We start from the raw sequence: 16,027 nt of genomic DNA, 5'->3' as shown, positions 1-16,027 counted from the left end.
ATCATGGGAGGCGGCAGAAGAAGGAAAGGGGTCGCCGTGGCGACGACAGAACCGGCACACCCGGTGAAACCGGCCCTGCCGGCGCAGCCGGGACCGGTGGGCACCATGCGGTACTGGGCCGCGGCGAAGGCCGCCACCGGTACGGCCGAGGAGCCGTACGCGGCGCGGACGCTCGCGGAGGCGCTGGATGCGGCCCGCCGGCGGCACGCGGGATCCCCCGAGTTCGCCCGGGTGCTGGTGCGCTGTTCGTTCCTGGTGGACGGCGCCCCGGTCGGCACCCGCGACCACGCATCGGTCCAACTGGCCGAGGGCGGCACCGTCGAGGTGCTCCCGCCCTTCGCAGGAGGGTGACCCCGGCAGCATGAGCAATCAGCCGCACCATACGTACGATCCGCAGGACCCGTACGACCCGCACGACCCGTACGACGCCCGCACCCGGCGCTATGACGCACAGTCCTACGACCAGGGCGGGGCCTACGGCTCGTACGACCAGCAGCACGCACAGCAGCAGGCGCAGCAGCAGGCACGGCACCAGCAGGGGCAGGGGGCGTACGGCGAGACGTACGACTCCTACGACCCGTACGCCCAGCAGGTACAGCAGCCGCAGCACCCGCAGCACCCGCAGCACCCGCATCAGCAGCAGCATCAGCAGCAACCGCAGCAGTACCAGTGGCCGACCAACGGCGGCCAGGGCTACTCCGCGCAGCAGGAGGAGCCGGTCACGCAGACCTGGCAGACGCCGACGTGGGACACGGGCACGTGGCAGCAGCCGGTGCCGCCCGCCGAGGACCACGCCTACGACGCGTCGTGGCCCGGCGGCCCGCTCCCCCAGCAGCCCGCCGAGCCGTACGCCGCCGGCCGTCACGCGCTTCCCGAGGAGCGCCCCGCGGGCGTCGTCTCCGGCCCGGCCTCCGGGGCCGTGCCCGTTCCGCACGAGCCGGGCCGGGTGCCGGAGCCGGTGCGCGAGCCCGTGCCGGGCGAGGCAGCCGACCGTCCGATGACGGCCGCGGAGAAGGCGAAGGCCGAGGGCCGCGCGCAGATCCTCTCGCCGGGCCTCAAGCCCGCCCTGATCACGACGGCGCTCGCCGCGCTGCTGGCGCTCACCGCGCCGCTCGGCCAGTTCGCGCTGGCGGTGCCGCTGGTGCTGCTGCAGGCCGTGACGGCGGCGGGCTGGTTCCGGCTGAACGGCATGTGGCCCGCCCGGCAGGGCATCGCGCTGGCGTTCCTGGGCGGCGTGGCCGCCGACATCGGGATGCTGGCCACGGACTCGCTGCAGGCGCCGACCGTCGTCATCGGCACGCTCGGCGTGTGGATCCTGCTGGTCATCGTCCTGCAGCTGCGCAGCCACGCCTCGCCGGACGAGCGGCTGTACGGGCTGACGGCGGCCGCCGCCTCGTCGGCCGTCACGGTCCTCGCGGCCGGGCACCTGGCGGCCTCCTCGGACGCCGTCGTGGTCGGTGCGGCGGCCGTGGCCGCGGCCGTCCTGGCCCGGGCGCTGCCGCTGCCGTCGCTCGCCGCGCCCGTCGTGGCGCTGCTCGCGGCCGCGGGCGCAGGTCTCGCCACGGGCGGCCTGACGGACCTGGGCACCTCCGCCGCCCTGCTGGGCCTCGCCGCGGGCGCCTGCGCCCTGATCGGCCTGCGCGTGGCGAGCTACGACTACCCGTCGCGGTTCGTCCACATGACGGCGGGCGTCGCCCTGCCGCTGGCCGTCGCGGCTCCGGCGGTCTACGTACTCGGACGCGTCCTGGGCTGATCCGGCACCTGCACAGGGAAGGCGGTCTGTTCATCGAACAGGCCGCCTTCGTGCTTTCTGCAAGCAGGAAACAGGACGCACGAAGCAGGTGGCCGGAACTCCCGCCCGTGGTGGGCGTGTGGTTCATGAGGGGCTCTTGACGCGAACCGTCAAAAGGTGAACGGATCGTTCCTGCGGTTGTTCGTACCCGATCGATTCGTACCTGATCGCTCCGTAAGGAGACACGATGCGTTTACCGTTACCACCGCCGCACGCCAAGACCCGCCCCGGACCCCGCGGATCGCGCGGCCCTCGCGGATCGCGGCTGACGGCGGCCCTCACCTCCGCCCTGCTGGCGGCCGGGCTGCTGGTCGGCGCCGCCCCCGGACCGGGCGGCTCCACTGCGCAGGCGGCCGACCGGTCGGCGCGTTCGGCGCCCGGCGGCAACCGCCCGTTCGCCACCTACAACATGCAGGGCTCCGACCACGGGCTGCGCTGGGGCGGCGAGGTCGGCCCGCTGACGATGCATCACGAGGTCGTCGCACTCCAGGAGGTCGGCAGCGGACCCCCCGCCGAACCGCACCAGTCCCGCGGCACCGGTGAGTCGATCCCCATCCCCGGCCCGTTCCCGGCGGGCCTGCCGGGCTCCGTGAACCACACCCAGTGGGAGTACCGCCACCACCGCCGCCACGTGTACTTCCTCCAGACCGATCCGCGGCGCGACAGCACCACGGGGCGGGACCGCTGGGTAGGCGGCCGGGTCAACCTGGCAGTGGTCACCCACGCCCGCGCGGACGAGGTCCGCGTCATCGAGAACCCGCTGTACAACCGGGACGAGCCCCGCAGCGAATACCGCTACCGCCGCGCCCTCGGCGTACGGTTCGGCAACACCGTCTACTACAACGTCCACGCGCGCGGCAGCGACGTCGCCCCCCTGCTCAGGCGGATCCGCGCCGCCACCCGGGCCGGCGAGAACTGGGTCATGGTCGGCGACTTCAACCTCGACATCCGCAACCGCACCGACCGTCAGGCCCGGGAGCAGACCCTCCACCTGCGGCCCGACGAGCAACTGGCCCGGACCGGCCGCTCCACCCACCAGCGGGGCGGCGAACTCGACTACGCCATCACGCACGGCACGCCCCGCTTCAACGCGGGCATCCCCGCGGGACGCGGCTCGGACCACTACCCCGTCCAGTTCGAACCGGCTCCCACCCCCGTACCGGCCGCACCCGACGGGCAGGTGCACAACTTCTCCACCGCCCTGGAGAACGCCGCGACCGGGCAGGTCCTGGAGGCTCCGGACACCGCCGGGAACCGGGTGACCACCGGCCGGCAGCGGTACAACCTCCGTCAGCGGTTCCGTATGAACACCGTGCAGGGACACTGGTACAGCTTCGCCCGCGGCAACAGCCCCACAGGCGCGTCCGGCGCCCGCGCCGCACTCGCCGCCGGCGGACTGTGCCCCGGCATCAACCCGTTCCTCCCGCTGTCCGTCGTCATGCTGCCGTGCGAGGCGCCCGGGGCCCAGTGGCGCCCCGAGGAGACGGGCACGCCCGGCGGCCCGCTGCGCTGGCGCAACTCCCGTCACCCGGAGCTGTGCCTGACCGGCGGGAAGAACGGGGAGGTCTCGGCCCTCGCGTGCGGTGACAGCGCCACCCAGCAGTGGTGGGACAACTCCCGCGCAGTGGACGAGCGCGCGTGGGAGGACGAGGAAAAGCGGGTCCAGCTGCGCGCGTACAACGGCCTCTTCCTGGACAACTTCAGCGGGCCCGGCCGCGACGGCACGCCGCTGACCACCCGTCGGCGCAACATCGGGGTCATCAGCCAGCGATGGGACGTCCGCTACGCCGGCAGCGGCGACAACCTCGTCCGGCTCAAGGGAAGCGGCAGCGGAAGGTGCATCGACCTCCTGAACGAGGAGCGGCCCCGTCCCGGCGACCGTTCCGTGCTGCACGGCTGCACCGACCGCGGCAGCAAGATCGACGGCACGGGCCACCGCTGGCAGGTGGAGACCTACGCCGACGGCAGCCTCCGCTTCCGCAACGAGGCCGCGCACACGTGCCTGGTGGCACCGGCGCGGGAGACGGGCTACGTGACGATCGAGACGTGCAGCGAGGACGCCCGTCAGCGCTGGACGACCGTGCCGTGAGTCCGTAACCGTGACTCCGTGGCCGCGAGGCGAAGGGGGCCCGGGCCGGCGCACGGCGTCCGGCTCGGGCCCCCGGGGGCCTGAGGGGCCTGAGGGGCCTGAGGAACCCGGGGCACGTGCGCCTCACGGGGATCGCTCGGAAGGAATTAGGCTCCATGGCATTGCAGGGCAGTGCAGAGGCCTGACCGAGACCCGGGGGAGCTGGAGAGACCGAATGCGCGCGATACGCATAACCCTGATCATCGCGGTGATATTGGGGGCCCTCTTCGTGGGCGCCGACCGCCTCGCGGTGTACTTCGCCGAGGAGCAGGCGGCGGAGAAGATCCGCAGCAGTCAGGGGCTGACCGGCACGCCCGAGGTCTCCATCAAGGGCTTCCCGTTCCTCACACAGATCGCCGACTCCACCCTGGAGGAGGTCGAGGTCAAGCTCGACGGCGCGACCGCGAGCTCGGGCGGGCAGTCGATCCGGGTGTCGGGCTTCGACGCCAAGCTGCAGGACGTCAAGATCGACAGCAGCTTCACCTCCGCCGTCGCGAGCCGGGCGACGGGCACGGCGCACCTGTCGTACGAGGACCTCAGCAAGGCCACCAACGACCCCACGGTGAAGGTCGGCTTCGGCGGCCAGGGCACCGCCGGCAAGAGCCAGGTCAAGGTCACCGGCAAGGTGCAGCTCGCGGGGCTGCCCATCGAGCGCAGCGTCATCTCCACGGTCACGGTCGTGAACGGCGACACCGTCCGGGTGCATGCGGACCAGATGCCCGAGGAGGCCAAGGCCTTCCCCGGCCTGGAGCGCGCGATCCGGCAGAAGACGGACTTCGACCGGCGCATCAGCGGCCTGCCGAAGGGCATCAAGCTGGACAAGGTCGTGGCGACGCAGGACGGTGTGGACATCACGCTGACCGGCTCGGACGTCAACCTGGCCGGCTGACCGGCCCGCTGCCCGGTCTCCCTCGGCCCGGATCCGTCCGACTCCGTCCACGCTGCGAGACGCACTCGTCCGGAGGGCAGACTTCCTGCGGCGCGGACGCCCAGAGGCGGTGCACGACCGCCCCTCCAGGGCCTTCTCATCCCAATATCCGGAAGATCCCGTCTCACTATCCAACACACCGGTGACACGCCAACTCCCCGTCCCTACGATCGGGGGCATGAAGCGACAGGCGGATCTCACGAAGCGGCGGGCAGTCGACCTGTGCCGCGTCGCCGCCATGCTCTGTCGTCATGTCTGACGGGAACCCTCCTTGTCATCCGGGAAGCTTTCCCCGTCTCGTCTCCCATCCCACCCGCTGCGCAGCGCCGCGCGCTCCCCATCGCCGCGCGCCAGCAAGCGCTTGCGCAATCCGCAACTGCCCCGGAGGAGAACAGCATGAGCCGCAGTGACGTCCTGGTGGACGCCGACTGGGTACAGGCCCGCATCGACGCAGGCGACCCGAAGACCGTCATCGTGGAGGTCGACGAGGACACGTCCGCGTACGACAAGAACCACATCAAGACCGCCGTCCGGATCGACTGGAAGAGCGACCTGCAGGACCCCGTCCGCCGCGACTTCGTGGACCAGGCCGGCTTCGAGGAGCTGCTCTCCTCGAAGGGCATCGCGAACGACGACACCGTCGTCCTCTACGGCGGCAACAACAACTGGTTCGCCGCGTACGCCTACTGGTACTTCAAGCTCTACGGCCACCAGGACGTGAAGCTCCTCGACGGCGGCCGCAAGAAGTGGGAGCTGGACTCCCGCGACCTGGTCGCCGAGGTCCCGCAGCGCCCCCGTACCGCGTACGAGGCGAAGCCCCAGGACGCCTCCATCCGCGCCTTCCGCGACGACGTCGTGGCGGCCATCGGCTCGCTCAACCTGGTCGACGTCCGCTCCCCCGACGAGTTCAGCGGCAAGCTGCTCGCCCCGGCGCACCTCCCGCAGGAGCAGTCGCAGCGCCCCGGCCACGTGCCGACCGCGCGCAACATCCCGTGGTCGAAGTCGGCCAACGACGACGGCACCTTCAAGTCCGACGAGGAGCTGACGGCGCTCTACGAGGGCGAGGGCGTGGACCTGTCGAAGGACACCATCGCCTACTGCCGGATCGGTGAGCGCTCCGCGCACACCTGGTTCGTGCTGCACGAGCTGCTCGGCCAGCAGAACGTCAGGAACTACGACGGCTCCTGGACCGAGTACGGCTCCCTCGTCGGCGTGCCGATCGAGCTCGGCGCCAACTGACCACTGCCCCGTCTCCCCCTGCAACAGGCAAGAGAAGGAAACGCTTATGTGTGGAGCAAAGGCCGGCGGCCCCGACGCCGGGACCGCCAAGCCCGGTGAGACCACGATCCAGGGCTCGGTGACCCGCGACGGCGAGCCCGTCACCGGCTACGTGCGCCTGCTGGACGCGACCGGCGAGTTCACCGCCGAGGTGCCCACGTCCGCGACCGGGCAGTTCCGCTTCTATGCGGCGGAGGGCACGTGGACGCTGCGCGCGCTGGTGCCCGGTGCGACGGCCGACCGCAAGGTCGTGGCGCAGCAGGGCGGTCTGACCGAGGTCGCCATCGCCGTCTGAGAACGGTTCCCGACGGCCGGAGGGCCGCATCCCGGGGTTGGACGCCTTGGGGGGTGCGGCCCTTCGCGCCGTCGCCGTACGGTGGAGTCGTGTACGCACGGCGGCGTCATCTGTACTTCGCCATGATGGGCGTCTGCATCGGGATGTTCGTCCTGGCGTGGGCCGTGGTGCGCCTGTGGTCCGTGCCCGCCGCGGTGGGCATGTGCCTCTTCGCCATGGTCATCCCGCCCGTCGCCGCCATCGTCGCCAACCGCCGCGGGCCCGACGACCGCTGGTGGGACGATCCCTCCGGCGACCCGAAGTCGGACGAGTGGTGGGACGAGCTCGACGGCAAGAAGAAGTACTAGCCCGCCCCGTAGCGGAAGGCCTCAGTACACGAGCGCCTGCACGCCGTCCGCCATCGCCTCCTGGACGAACACCTGCGCACCGGCGATGCGCGCGCCCTCGATCAGGTCCTTCTCCTCGATGTCGCGGCGCGCGGCGCACTGCGTGCACACCGTGATCATGCCGCCGCCGACCCGGATGCCCTCGATGAGGTCCGGCAGCGGCGCCGCGTGCGGCAGCTCGAACTCCGCCGCGCGCCCCGGCAGGGCGAACCACGACGACTCGCCGGTCAGCCACAGCGAGACCTCGACGCCGCTCGCGACGGCGACGGCCGCCACCGTGAACGCCTGCGAGCACCGCTCGGGCGCGTCCGCGCCCGCCGTCACCTTGATCACCAGCTTTTTGGCCATGCCAGGCACTCTAGCCCTGCGGCCGCAGGGCCGGGCGCGGGCACGATCCACCTCACAGCGCCGCGGGAACCGGGGCCGACTAGACTCGTGACCGGTCCATCCACCCTCACTCCCGACGAGGAGCGCGCTCGTGCTTGAGGCAGTCTTCACCACCCTGCTCGTCCTGGTCGCCGTCGGCGTTCTCGCGTTCGCCGGTCTGACCTGGAAGAAGCTGTACCAGGGCCAGCGCTGACCCGCCCAGTTTGTCCGTCCTCGCACAGATCGTCTGAGCCCATGATCGAGATTCCGTCCGACCTCCACCCGGACCTCGTCCCCCTCGCCTTCCTCCTCGGTAAGTGGGAGGGTGCGGGCGTCGCCGACTTCCCGGGTGCCGAGAAGTGCAACTTCGGGCAGGAGGTCGTCTTCAGCCACGACGGCCGTGACTTCCTGGAGTACTCCTCGCACAGCTGGGTGCTCGACGCCGAGGGCAAGATGGTGCGCCCGCTGGAGTCCGAGACGGGCTTCTGGCGGATCGACAAGGACCGCAAGGTCGAGATCGTCATGGTCCGCGACCAGGGCGTCGCCGAGGTCTGGTACGGCGAGCTGGCCGACCAGAAGCCGCAGATCGACCTGGCGACGGACGCCGTCGCCCGGACCGAGGCGTCCGGCCCGTACAGCGGCGGCAAGCGCCTGTACGGCTACGTCAAGGGCGACCTGATGTGGGTCGGCGAGAAGGCCACCCCCGAGGTGCCCCTGCGTCCCTACATGTCGGCGCACCTGAAGAAGATCGCCGACCAGAAGAGCCTCCAGGAGTGGGCCGCGAGCCTGCCCGAGGACGCTCCCGACGGCGTCGCCTTCTACAACCCGGACGGCACGCCCTACACCGGCTGAGCCGCCTCAGGGCCCGGACGGATCCACAACTTCACAGCGCCCCGTGGGGGAAGTCCGGTCGAATTCCGGCGCTGACCCGCAACGGTAGGCGGAAGGCCCTCAGGGGCCTTTTCCGTAAGCCCGATCACCCACGGCGTGCATGACCCCGCACAACTCGCCGTGGACTGCGAGGGGACCACCCGGGCGCACACACGACCGCCTTCGCCTCGGGCCGCTCCTCCGTACGTACGGACGCGGCCCGAGGCGAAGGCGTACGTACTCCGTGTCGACAGATCTCCCGGCCGCCTGCCCGAAGGGCTCGCAAGAGCCCGGCCCCGCGCCCGGCCCCGCACCCGGCGCACCGCCAGGGCCCGCGGCTCCGCCCCGGCGGCTGCCGCTGCCGCCCCTGCTGGCCGGTCTGACGGCCGCGCTCCTCGTCTCCGTCCTCTGCGGCACCGGCCTCGGCGCCGCGGGCGTCACCTGGGGCGAGACGCTGCGCTTCCTGCGGGCGGGGCTCACCGGCGGGAGCATCGCCCCCGGCGAGGTCTCCGCGTACACCATCGTCTGGGAGCTGCGCTTCCCGCGCGCCCTGCTGGCCGCGGTCGTCGGCGCGGGCCTGTCCGCCGTCGGCGTGGCCGTGCAGGCCATGGTCCGCAACGCCCTCGCCGACCCCTTCGTGCTGGGCATCTCCTCGGGCGCCGCGATCGGCGCCAACGCCGTGCTGCTCTTCGGCGCGCTGGGCGCGCTGGGCGTCTGGGCGCTGTCCGGGGCGGCGTTCGTCTCGGCGCTCGCCGCGATGGTGCTGGTCTACCTGGCGGCCCGCACCCCGCAGGGCCTCACGCCGCTGCGGCTGGTCCTGACCGGCTCGGCGATGTACTACGGGTTCTCCGCCGTCACCACCCTGATGATCTTCAGCGTGGACCGCGGCGAGGCCGCCCGCTCGGCCATGATGTGGATCCTCGGCAGCCTGGGCGGCGCCACCTGGTCGTCCCTGCCGATCGCCGCGGCCGTCGTGCTGGCCGGGATCGGCTGCCTGCTGTGGACCGCGCGCAGCCTCAACGCCCTGGCCATGGGCGACGAGACGGCGGCCGCCCTGGGCGTGGACCCCGAGCGGCTGCGCCGCGGGCTGTTCGTCCTGGCGGCGGCCGTCACCGGCGCCGTGGTGGCCGTCAGCGGCGCGATCGGCTTCGTCGGCCTGATGGTCCCGCACGTCACCCGCATGCTCGTCGGCGCCGACCACCGCCGCGTCCTCGCCGTCGCCCCGCTGCTGGGCGCCGTACTGCTGGTGTGGGTCGACATCGCCTCCCGCCTGCTGCTGGCGCCCGTGGAGCTGCCCGTCGGCGTCCTCACGGCCCTCATCGGCGTGCCCTGCTTCGTCCTGCTGATGCGGCGCCGCCGCTACACCTTCGGAGGCGCCTGATGCAGGTCGACATCGAGGACCTGTCGGTCGAGGTCGCGGGCGCCCGGCTGGTGTCGGACGTCGCGCTGCGCGCCGGGAGCGGGCAGTTCGTGGGGCTCGTGGGCCCCAACGGCAGCGGCAAGTCGACCCTGCTGCGCTGCGCCTACCGGGCGCTGCGGCCCGCCACGGGCACCGTCCGCCTCGACGGCGACGACTTCCACGCCCTCGGCGCCCGCGAAGGGGCGCGCAGGCTGGCGGCGCTGCCGCAGGAGTCGGCGAGCGAGTTCGACTTCACCGCGGGCGAGGTCGTCGCGATGGGCCGCCTGCCGCACCAGAGCTCCGCCGGGCGGGTCACCGCCCGCGACACCGAGGTCTGCGCGGCGGCGCTGGAGCGCGTGGGCGCGGGCCATCTGGCCGGCCGGAGCTTCCCGACGCTGTCCGGCGGCGAGAAGCAGCGCGTGCTGATCGCCCGCGCGCTGGCCCAGGAGCCGAAGGTGCTGGTCCTGGACGAGCCCACCAACCACCTGGACATCGCCCAGCAGCTGGAGGTGCTGGCGCTCGTGCGCGACGCGGGCCCGACCGTCCTGGCCGCCCTGCACGACCTCGACCTCGCCGCCGCGCACTGCGACGTCCTCTACGTCATCCGGGGCGGCCGCATCGTCGCCTCCGGGCCGCCGGACGAGGTGCTGACCGCCGACCTGCTCGCCGACGTCTTCGGCGTCCGGGCGCACCGCGTGGCGCACCCCGAGACCGGCGCGACGCGCCTGCTCTTCGACCGCCTGCCGACCTCGTAAGGACCCCCCGCATGGCCATGCGCACCGCCCGTACCGCCCTCGCCCTCCTCACCACCCTCGCCCTGGCCACCGGCTGCGGCGCGAAGGTCACCGAGGGCGGCGACACGGGCGACTCGAACGACTCGGGGAAGAAGGCCTCCGGCCGCTACCCCGTGACCATCGAGAACTGCGGCGTGAAGACGACGTACGACAAGGCGCCGCAGCGCGTGGTCACCAACGACGTCAACATCGCCGAGATCATGTTCGCGCTCGGCCTGGAGGACCACATGGCCGGGTACGTGGCCCCCGACTACCGCGCCGACCGCGAGTCGGTGCCGTGGAAGGACGGCTACGAGAAGGTGAAGTGGCTGTCCAAGAAGGAGATCACCAAGGAGCTCGTGCTGGACGCGAAAGCCGACCTGGTCTTCGCCGGCTGGAACTACGGCTTCGGCGAGGGCAACGGCTTCACTCCCGACGCCCTGAAGAAGCTCGGCGTCGGCTCGTACGTCCTCACCGAGTCCTGCCGCAACGGCGGCGCGGGCAAGGCGCGCGGCGTGATGCCGCCCCTGGAGGCCCTCTACACGGACCTCACCACGCTCGGGAAGATCTTCGGGGTGGAGGACCGGGCGGCGAAGCTCGTCGCGGACTTCAAGAAGAAGGTCGCCGACGCGCAGGCGGGTGTGCCGCAGGACGGCAAGCGGCCCACGGTCTTCCTCTACGACGACGGCCGCGACAAGGCCACCACCTCCGGTTCCTTCGCCGGCCCGCACGACATCATCACCAAGGCGGGCGGCGACCATGTGATGAAGGACCTCAAGGACACCTGGCCGACGGTCGGCTGGGAGACCGTCGTCGAGCGGAATCCCGACGTCATCGTCATCAACAACTACGGCGACGTGACGGCCGGGCAGAAGAAGGAGTTCCTGAAGTCCTACCCGCCGCTCGCGAACGTCTCCGCCGTCAAGAACGACCGCATTTTCGTCCTCGACTACGTCGACCTCGTCGAGAGCCCCCGCAACCCGGCGGCGATCGCGGCACTCGCCCGCTATCTCAAGGGGGTCATTACCTGATGGCCATCGAAGTCGGATAAGTGAGCGTAACCGCGGGCGGCAAGGTCGTCCGGGTCGAGTCCGAGATCGCGTCCGGCATGAACGGGGCGCGCTCGAAGGCCCGTCGACTGCTGGCCGACCCGGCTGTGACGGCCGTGGTGGTCGAGCGCAAGGACAGGCTTGGGCGGATGAACGTCGAACTCGTCGAAGCCGCGTTGTCCGCCTCCGGCCGTCGCCTCGTCGTGCTCGACGACGGTGAAGCCGAGGACGACTTGGTGCGGGATATGGCAGAGGTGCCGGCGTCGTTCTGCGCCCGCCTGTACGGTCGCCGGTCGGCGAAGAACCGGGCCCGCAAGGCGCTGGAAGCAGCCGGTCATGACTGACTGCGGACTGCGCCCCATCAAGGCGCCGTTCATCGCGCTCGGGCCGTCCGGTGTGGCGGTACGGGACCGTCTCAAGGGTCTCACGTCCGAGGATGAGAAAGTCCTCACGCGGGTGGGAGCGCACCTCGGTTCGCTGGCGTCGAAGGATCTCAAGGCGCGCTGCCGTGATGGGCTGGAACACGACAGTGATGCGTGGGCGGTGCGGAAGCGGGCGCTTACGCCGCAGTCGTCGGCCAGGTGGGCGGGGACAATCACCAAGGCGTCGCATGATCAGTGGGCGTTGGCCCGAAGGTGTCAGCTTGCGCACATCCGATCTCTCGAAACCGACGTCGGTATGGTCCGGCACCGGCTGTCGCTGCCGGTCGGGGACAAGGGATCCAAGCGGGCGCCGGGCGGATACCGCAGCAGGCAGGAGTGGCATGCGAAGAGGCGCCGTCTGAGCATCCTTGAGGATCGTCTGGAGCAGGCACGGGCCGATCACCAGGCCGGTGTCGTACACGTGGTCCGCGGCGGAAAGCAACTGGCCCGCAACCGGCACAACCTCTCCGACGCAGGACTGACCGGGACCGAGTGGCGTGAGCGCTGGGAAGCCCAGCGCTGGTTCCTTCAGGCGGATGGCGAGTCGGGGAAGCGCTACGGCAACGAGACGATCCGCATCACACCCGAGGGCCAGGTCAGCATCAAGCTGCCCACCCCTCTCGCCGGGCCGGCGAACGCCAAGCACGGCCGGTACGTCCTTACCGCACGGGTGCAGTTCCCACACCGGTCAGGCGAGTGGACCGACCGCGTGGAAGCAGACCGGGCCGTCGCGTACCGCATCCAGTAACCCGGTCGGCGAGCCGAAGACGTTCGGCTACGACCTGTCCGGCACCGCACAGCACCGGGACGCACAACTACGGCACGCCCTGATCCGGCTGCTTCACTTCGCGGCCCGGCACAGCCTCGCGGTCGCAGTCGAAGATCTCAACTTCCAGGCCGCGAAGACCCGCGAGAAGCACGGTCGGCACAAGCGGTTCCGCAAGCTGATCTCCGGCATGCCGGTGGCCAGGCTGCGAGCCCGGCTGGTATCCATGGCCGCCGAACTCGGTGTGGCCGTGGTCGCCGTCGACCCCGCCTACACCTCCAAGTGGGGCGCCCAGCACTGGCAGCACCCCCTCACCAGCAAGAACAGGAAGACCACTCGCCACCATGCGGCAGCGGTGGCGATCGGCAGGCGCGCCCTGGGGCACTCGATCCGGCGACGGACGGCACCACCCCCGCACGACCGGAGCGATCGTGCGGGGCATCGGACCGTCCAGGCCTCACCGGTGGCTCCGGGGCGTGAGGGACCCCGCCCCCGTATTCCCGGACCACGGACACGATCCGTGCGCGCTGGAAACGGAGCGAAAACGGGTGACCAGTGCGCCCAGCACCGTTCGGGGCACACGGCTGAGCATGGGACCTGGCAACAGGACCCACCACCGCTCAGTCTCTAGGACGGTACGGGAGCGGTGACGCTGCCTAGACTGGTGGGGTGGTGGACACCGACTGGCAGAGCAACCTCCGTAGGCGCGGGTACCGGCTGACGCCGCAGCGCCAGCTCGTCCTGGAGGCGGTCGACCGGCTGGAGCACGCGACCCCGGACGACATCCTCACCGAGGTCCGGCGCACCGCGGGCGGCGTCAACATCTCCACCGTCTACCGGACGCTGGAGCTGCTGGAGGAGCTGGGCCTGGTCAGCCACGCCCACCTCGGGCACGGCGCCCCCACGTACCACCTCGCCGACCGGCACCACCACATACACCTCGTCTGCCGGGACTGCACGGAGGTCATCGAGGCCGACCTCGCGGTCGCCGGCGACTTCACGGCGAAGCTGCGCGAGGACTTCGGCTTCGAGACGGACATGAAGCACTTCGCGATCTTCGGCCGGTGCGCGGAGTGCTCCGCCGGGCGCGCCTCGAAGGAGCCGCCGGCCGCGCCGTAGGCTTGGCCGCATGCCGCGTGAATCGAAAGCCAGCCCGCTGCTGTCGCTGCCCGGTGCCGTCGCCGCCGAGGCCCCGGACGAGGGTGTCGCCGCGCACTACGGCGACCTCTTCCGCGAACAGCGCGCGCTCGCCGGAGGGTCCGGATTCGTCGACCTCTCGCACCGCGGGGTCATCACCGTCACCGGGCCCGACCGGCTGAGCTGGCTGCACCTCCTGCTCACCCAGCACGTCAGCGCGCTCCCGCCCGGCCAGGCCACCGAGGCGCTGGTGCTCTCCGCCCACGGGCACATCGAGCACGCCCTCTCCCTCGTGGACGACGGCGAGACCACCTGGGCCCACGTCGAGCCCGGCACCCAGGACGCGCTCATCGCGTACCTGGAGAGCATGAAGTTCTTCTACCGGGTCGAGGTCGCCGACCGTACGGACGACTACGCCGTGGTGTACCTGCCGGCGGGTTCGATCGCGGAAGCACCCGAGGGAGTGCAGGCGCGCGAGACGGCGCACGGCCGGGATCTCTTCCTGCCGCGCGCGACGCTGGAGACCTTCGCGGCCGCGCACGGGCCGGCCGCCGGCGTCCTCGCCTACGAGGCGCTCCGCGTGGAGGCGCACCGCCCGCGGCTCGGTCTGGAGACCGACCACCGCACCATCCCGCACGAGCTGGGCCTGATCGGCGTCGCCGTCCACCTGCAGAAGGGCTGCTACCGCGGCCAGGAGACGGTGGCGCGCGTCCACAACCTGGGGAAGCCGCCGCGGCGCCTGGTCTTCCTGCACCTCGACGGCAGCGAGGTGTCCCTGCCGCCGCACGGCGCCCCCGTCCGCCTGGCCTCGGACGGCCCGGAGGGCCGCCAGCTGGGCTTCGTGACGACGTCGGCCCGCCACCACGAGCTGGGCCCGATCGCCCTGGCCCTGGTCAAGCGGAACGTCGCGGTGGACGCGCCGCTGCTCGTGGGCGAGAAGACGGCGGCGTCACAGGAGGTCGTGGTCGAGCCGTAACGCCTCCGGCGGGGTTCGCCGGATGACGGCCTGAGCCCCGGACGGCCCCGGCTTGCGGCCTGAGCCCGGTCCGGCACCGCCGGGCTGCGCCGCGGTGGCTTGCCGCCGTTGCGGCGGGGATCCTTTCCCCTGACCCGCCCCTTCCCGTAACCGGGGCTCCGCCCCGGCCCCCAGGGGGGCTGGGGGTCTCCCCCAGTTTCGGGAAAGGGGCGGGACTGGGGCGAAAACCTCCGCCGCGGCGGCGATCACCCCTCACCGGGGAATCCGGCGGTGCCGAAGCGGCCGTCACACCTCCACGATGACCGTGAACGGGCCGTTGTTGGTCAGGGACACCTTCATGTCCGCGCCGAAGCGGCCCGTCTCCACCTGCGCCCCCAGCGCACGAAGGTGCGCGACGACCGCATCGACCAGCGGCTCCGCCACCGCGCCGGGGGCAGCCGCGTTCCACGTGGGGCGCCGCCCCTTCCGGGCGTCACCGTAGAGAGTGAACTGGGAGATCACGAGCAGCGGCGCCCCCACGTCCGAACACGACTTCTCGTCATCGAGAATCCGTACGGACCACAGCTTGCGGGCGAGCTGCTCCGCCTTCTGCGGGGTGTCGTCGTGCGTCACTCCGACAAGGACGCACAGCCCCTGTCCGATGATCTCCCCGACGGTCTCGCCGTCCACGACGACCCGCGCTCCGTCCACCCTCTGCACCACTGCACGCATACGGACCATGATGCCCTGCGTCCATCCAGGTCCGTTCGGGTGCGGAGACCCTGCGCCCGGACCTCACACAGTGGCACGATGCGTGCAGGCGGTGCCTTGTGCGGGCAAACGTGATGCGGTCGCACACCGCCCGAGGGGAACGGAAGACGCATGACCACACCCATTGAGGACGGCTCCATGCTCAAGGCAGCGGACAGCCTGCAGCCCAGGCCCCCGAGCCAGCGCTCCGGCCGGCAGGCGGACGTCCCCGGCCGCAGCCTCGGTGAGCTGAGCCTGGCGGAGCTGCGCGCCCTGCGCGGGAACGCCCGCCGGGACGAGGCGGACCTCAGCTACGTGCGGCGGCTGGTCCAGGGCCGCGTCGACATCCTCCGGGCCGAGCTGGCCCGCCGCTCCTCGCCGGGCTCCCCGGTCATGGCCCGCCTGGTCGTGGACCGGCTGTCGGAGATCCTCGCGGACGGCCCCTCGGACCACCGCTCGTCCGCCCGCCACGTGACGGTGGGCACGCCGCACAGCGAGGAGTACCGGCGGCTGGCCGAGGACATGCTGTCGGAGGTGGAGCTGTCGGACCTCACCGCCCGCACGGACGGCGAGCTGCACGAGGCCATGGGCCGCCTGGCGTCGTACGAGCGGCAGGTGTCGGTGCGGCGCCAGCGGCTGCAGCGGACGGCGGACGACTGCAGTGCCGAGATCGCCCGCAGGTACCGCGAGGGGGAAGCACAAGTGGACGACCTCCTCGCCTGACGCCCCCGCG

16 protein-coding genes and 2 pseudogenes are annotated in these 16,027 nt (G+C 71.7%); 16 read left to right on the top strand and 2 right to left on the bottom strand.

What is annotated here, in order from left to right; translation table 11 throughout:
* The first annotated feature begins 105 nt into the window (after window positions 1-105).
* The 7 genes from IE241_RS15245 (at window position 106) to IE241_RS15215 (ending at window position 6,768) form a co-directional block, all read left to right on the top strand.
* On the top strand, window positions 106-351 hold the full coding sequence (locus IE241_RS15245; RefSeq protein ID WP_058047069.1) for a MoaD/ThiS family protein: 246 nt from the start codon (window positions 106-108) through the stop codon (window positions 349-351).
* Between the two features lie 10 nt (window positions 352-361).
* A complete protein-coding gene (locus IE241_RS15240) occupies window positions 362-1,753 on the top strand; it encodes a hypothetical protein (RefSeq protein ID WP_190022270.1) in 1,392 nt (463 codons plus the stop codon).
* A gap of 226 nt (window positions 1,754-1,979) precedes the next feature.
* Window positions 1,980-3,881, top strand: coding sequence for an endonuclease/exonuclease/phosphatase family protein (locus IE241_RS15235; RefSeq protein WP_190022269.1), 1,902 nt, complete (start codon window positions 1,980-1,982; stop codon window positions 3,879-3,881).
* Window positions 3,882-4,095: 214 nt separating this feature from the next.
* Complete coding sequence (locus IE241_RS15230) at window positions 4,096-4,809, top strand: LmeA family phospholipid-binding protein (protein WP_190022268.1); 714 nt, start codon at window positions 4,096-4,098, stop codon at window positions 4,807-4,809.
* Window positions 4,810-5,244: 435 nt separating this feature from the next.
* Window positions 5,245-6,087, top strand: coding sequence for a sulfurtransferase (locus tag IE241_RS15225; protein WP_058045697.1), 843 nt, complete (start codon window positions 5,245-5,247; stop codon window positions 6,085-6,087).
* Between the two features lie 46 nt (window positions 6,088-6,133).
* Window positions 6,134-6,421 (top strand): DUF1416 domain-containing protein, encoded by a 288-nt coding sequence (locus tag IE241_RS15220; RefSeq protein ID WP_190022267.1) that lies wholly within the window; start codon window positions 6,134-6,136, stop codon window positions 6,419-6,421.
* A gap of 89 nt (window positions 6,422-6,510) precedes the next feature.
* Window positions 6,511-6,768: a DUF3099 domain-containing protein gene (locus tag IE241_RS15215; RefSeq protein WP_190022266.1), complete on the top strand. Its 258-nt coding sequence runs from the start codon at window positions 6,511-6,513 to the stop codon at window positions 6,766-6,768.
* Window positions 6,769-6,789: 21 nt separating this feature from the next.
* Here IE241_RS15215 and IE241_RS15210 read toward each other — a convergent pair whose 3' ends face one another.
* On the bottom strand, window positions 6,790-7,155 hold the full coding sequence (locus IE241_RS15210) for a DsrE family protein (RefSeq protein ID WP_190022265.1): 366 nt from the start codon (window positions 7,153-7,155) through the stop codon (window positions 6,790-6,792).
* Window positions 7,156-7,428: 273 nt separating this feature from the next.
* Between IE241_RS15210 and IE241_RS15205 the strand changes: the two genes are divergently transcribed.
* The 8 genes and pseudogenes from IE241_RS15205 (at window position 7,429) to ygfZ (ending at window position 14,565) form a co-directional block, all read left to right on the top strand.
* Window positions 7,429-8,025 carry a heme-binding beta-barrel domain-containing protein gene (locus IE241_RS15205; protein WP_190022264.1) on the top strand — a complete coding sequence of 199 codons (597 nt, stop codon included), beginning with the start codon at window positions 7,429-7,431 and terminating at the stop codon, window positions 8,023-8,025.
* A 370-nt stretch (window positions 8,026-8,395) separates the two neighbouring features.
* Window positions 8,396-9,424 carry a FecCD family ABC transporter permease gene (locus tag IE241_RS15200; protein ID WP_190022568.1) on the top strand — a complete coding sequence of 343 codons (1,029 nt, stop codon included), beginning with the start codon at window positions 8,396-8,398 and terminating at the stop codon, window positions 9,422-9,424.
* Window positions 9,424-10,197: an ABC transporter ATP-binding protein gene (locus IE241_RS15195; protein WP_190022263.1), complete on the top strand. Its 774-nt coding sequence runs from the start codon at window positions 9,424-9,426 to the stop codon at window positions 10,195-10,197. The genes IE241_RS15200 and IE241_RS15195 overlap by 1 nt, the downstream gene beginning before the upstream one ends.
* 17 nt (window positions 10,198-10,214) lie before the next feature.
* On the top strand, window positions 10,215-11,246 hold the full coding sequence (locus IE241_RS15190; protein WP_190022567.1) for an ABC transporter substrate-binding protein: 1,032 nt from the start codon (window positions 10,215-10,217) through the stop codon (window positions 11,244-11,246).
* A 44-nt stretch (window positions 11,247-11,290) separates the two neighbouring features.
* Window positions 11,291-11,608, top strand: a pseudogene (locus IE241_RS15185) (recombinase family protein); the annotation flags it as partial.
* Window positions 11,601-13,102: pseudogene (locus IE241_RS15180) on the top strand (transposase family protein). The pseudogenes IE241_RS15185 and IE241_RS15180, both read left to right, overlap by 8 nt.
* Before the next feature lie 19 nt (window positions 13,103-13,121).
* Window positions 13,122-13,571 carry a Fur family transcriptional regulator gene (locus IE241_RS15175; protein ID WP_190022262.1) on the top strand — a complete coding sequence of 150 codons (450 nt, stop codon included), beginning with the start codon at window positions 13,122-13,124 and terminating at the stop codon, window positions 13,569-13,571.
* Between the two features lie 10 nt (window positions 13,572-13,581).
* On the top strand, window positions 13,582-14,565 hold the full coding sequence (gene ygfZ / locus IE241_RS15170; protein WP_190022261.1) for a CAF17-like 4Fe-4S cluster assembly/insertion protein YgfZ: 984 nt from the start codon (window positions 13,582-13,584) through the stop codon (window positions 14,563-14,565).
* Between the two features lie 285 nt (window positions 14,566-14,850).
* On the opposite strand, the gene dtd is transcribed toward ygfZ, so the two are convergent.
* Window positions 14,851-15,276, bottom strand: coding sequence for a D-aminoacyl-tRNA deacylase (dtd, locus tag IE241_RS15165; protein ID WP_190022260.1), 426 nt, complete (start codon window positions 15,274-15,276; stop codon window positions 14,851-14,853).
* A 150-nt stretch (window positions 15,277-15,426) separates the two neighbouring features.
* On the opposite strand from dtd, the gene IE241_RS15160 reads away from it, so the two are divergent.
* Window positions 15,427-16,017, top strand: a complete 591-nt coding sequence (locus IE241_RS15160; RefSeq protein WP_229899288.1) for an RsiG family protein — start codon at window positions 15,427-15,429, stop codon at window positions 16,015-16,017.
* Window positions 16,018-16,027 lie beyond the last annotated feature (10 nt).

Source organism: Streptomyces hiroshimensis (assembly GCF_014650335.1).
GTDB lineage: Bacteria > Actinomycetota > Actinomycetes > Streptomycetales > Streptomycetaceae > Streptomyces > Streptomyces hiroshimensis.
This window is presented reverse-complemented; position numbering and strand designations above follow the sequence as displayed.

Excerpts from the sequence above, each read along its gene's own strand:
- IE241_RS15160 (WP_229899288.1), top strand. The coding sequence starts at position 15,427 with ATGACCACACCCATTGAGGACGGCTCCATGCTCAAGGCAGCGGACAGC.
- IE241_RS15220 (WP_190022267.1), top strand. The coding sequence starts at position 6,134 with ATGTGTGGAGCAAAGGCCGGCGGCCCCGACGCCGGGACCGCCAAGCCC.
- IE241_RS15205 (WP_190022264.1), top strand. The coding sequence starts at position 7,429 with ATGATCGAGATTCCGTCCGACCTCCACCCGGACCTCGTCCCCCTCGCC.
- IE241_RS15195 (WP_190022263.1), top strand. The coding sequence starts at position 9,424 with ATGCAGGTCGACATCGAGGACCTGTCGGTCGAGGTCGCGGGCGCCCGG.
- IE241_RS15230 (WP_190022268.1), top strand. The coding sequence starts at position 4,096 with ATGCGCGCGATACGCATAACCCTGATCATCGCGGTGATATTGGGGGCC.
- IE241_RS15190 (WP_190022567.1), top strand. The coding sequence starts at position 10,215 with ATGCGCACCGCCCGTACCGCCCTCGCCCTCCTCACCACCCTCGCCCTG.
- IE241_RS15210 (WP_190022265.1), bottom strand. The coding sequence starts at position 7,155 with ATGGCCAAAAAGCTGGTGATCAAGGTGACGGCGGGCGCGGACGCGCCC.
- IE241_RS15225 (WP_058045697.1), top strand. The coding sequence starts at position 5,245 with ATGAGCCGCAGTGACGTCCTGGTGGACGCCGACTGGGTACAGGCCCGC.
- IE241_RS15235 (WP_190022269.1), top strand. The coding sequence starts at position 1,980 with ATGCGTTTACCGTTACCACCGCCGCACGCCAAGACCCGCCCCGGACCC.
- dtd (WP_190022260.1), bottom strand. The coding sequence starts at position 15,276 with ATGCGTGCAGTGGTGCAGAGGGTGGACGGAGCGCGGGTCGTCGTGGAC.
- IE241_RS15245 (WP_058047069.1), top strand. The coding sequence starts at position 106 with ATGCGGTACTGGGCCGCGGCGAAGGCCGCCACCGGTACGGCCGAGGAG.
- IE241_RS15240 (WP_190022270.1), top strand. The coding sequence starts at position 362 with ATGAGCAATCAGCCGCACCATACGTACGATCCGCAGGACCCGTACGAC.
- ygfZ (WP_190022261.1), top strand. The coding sequence starts at position 13,582 with ATGCCGCGTGAATCGAAAGCCAGCCCGCTGCTGTCGCTGCCCGGTGCC.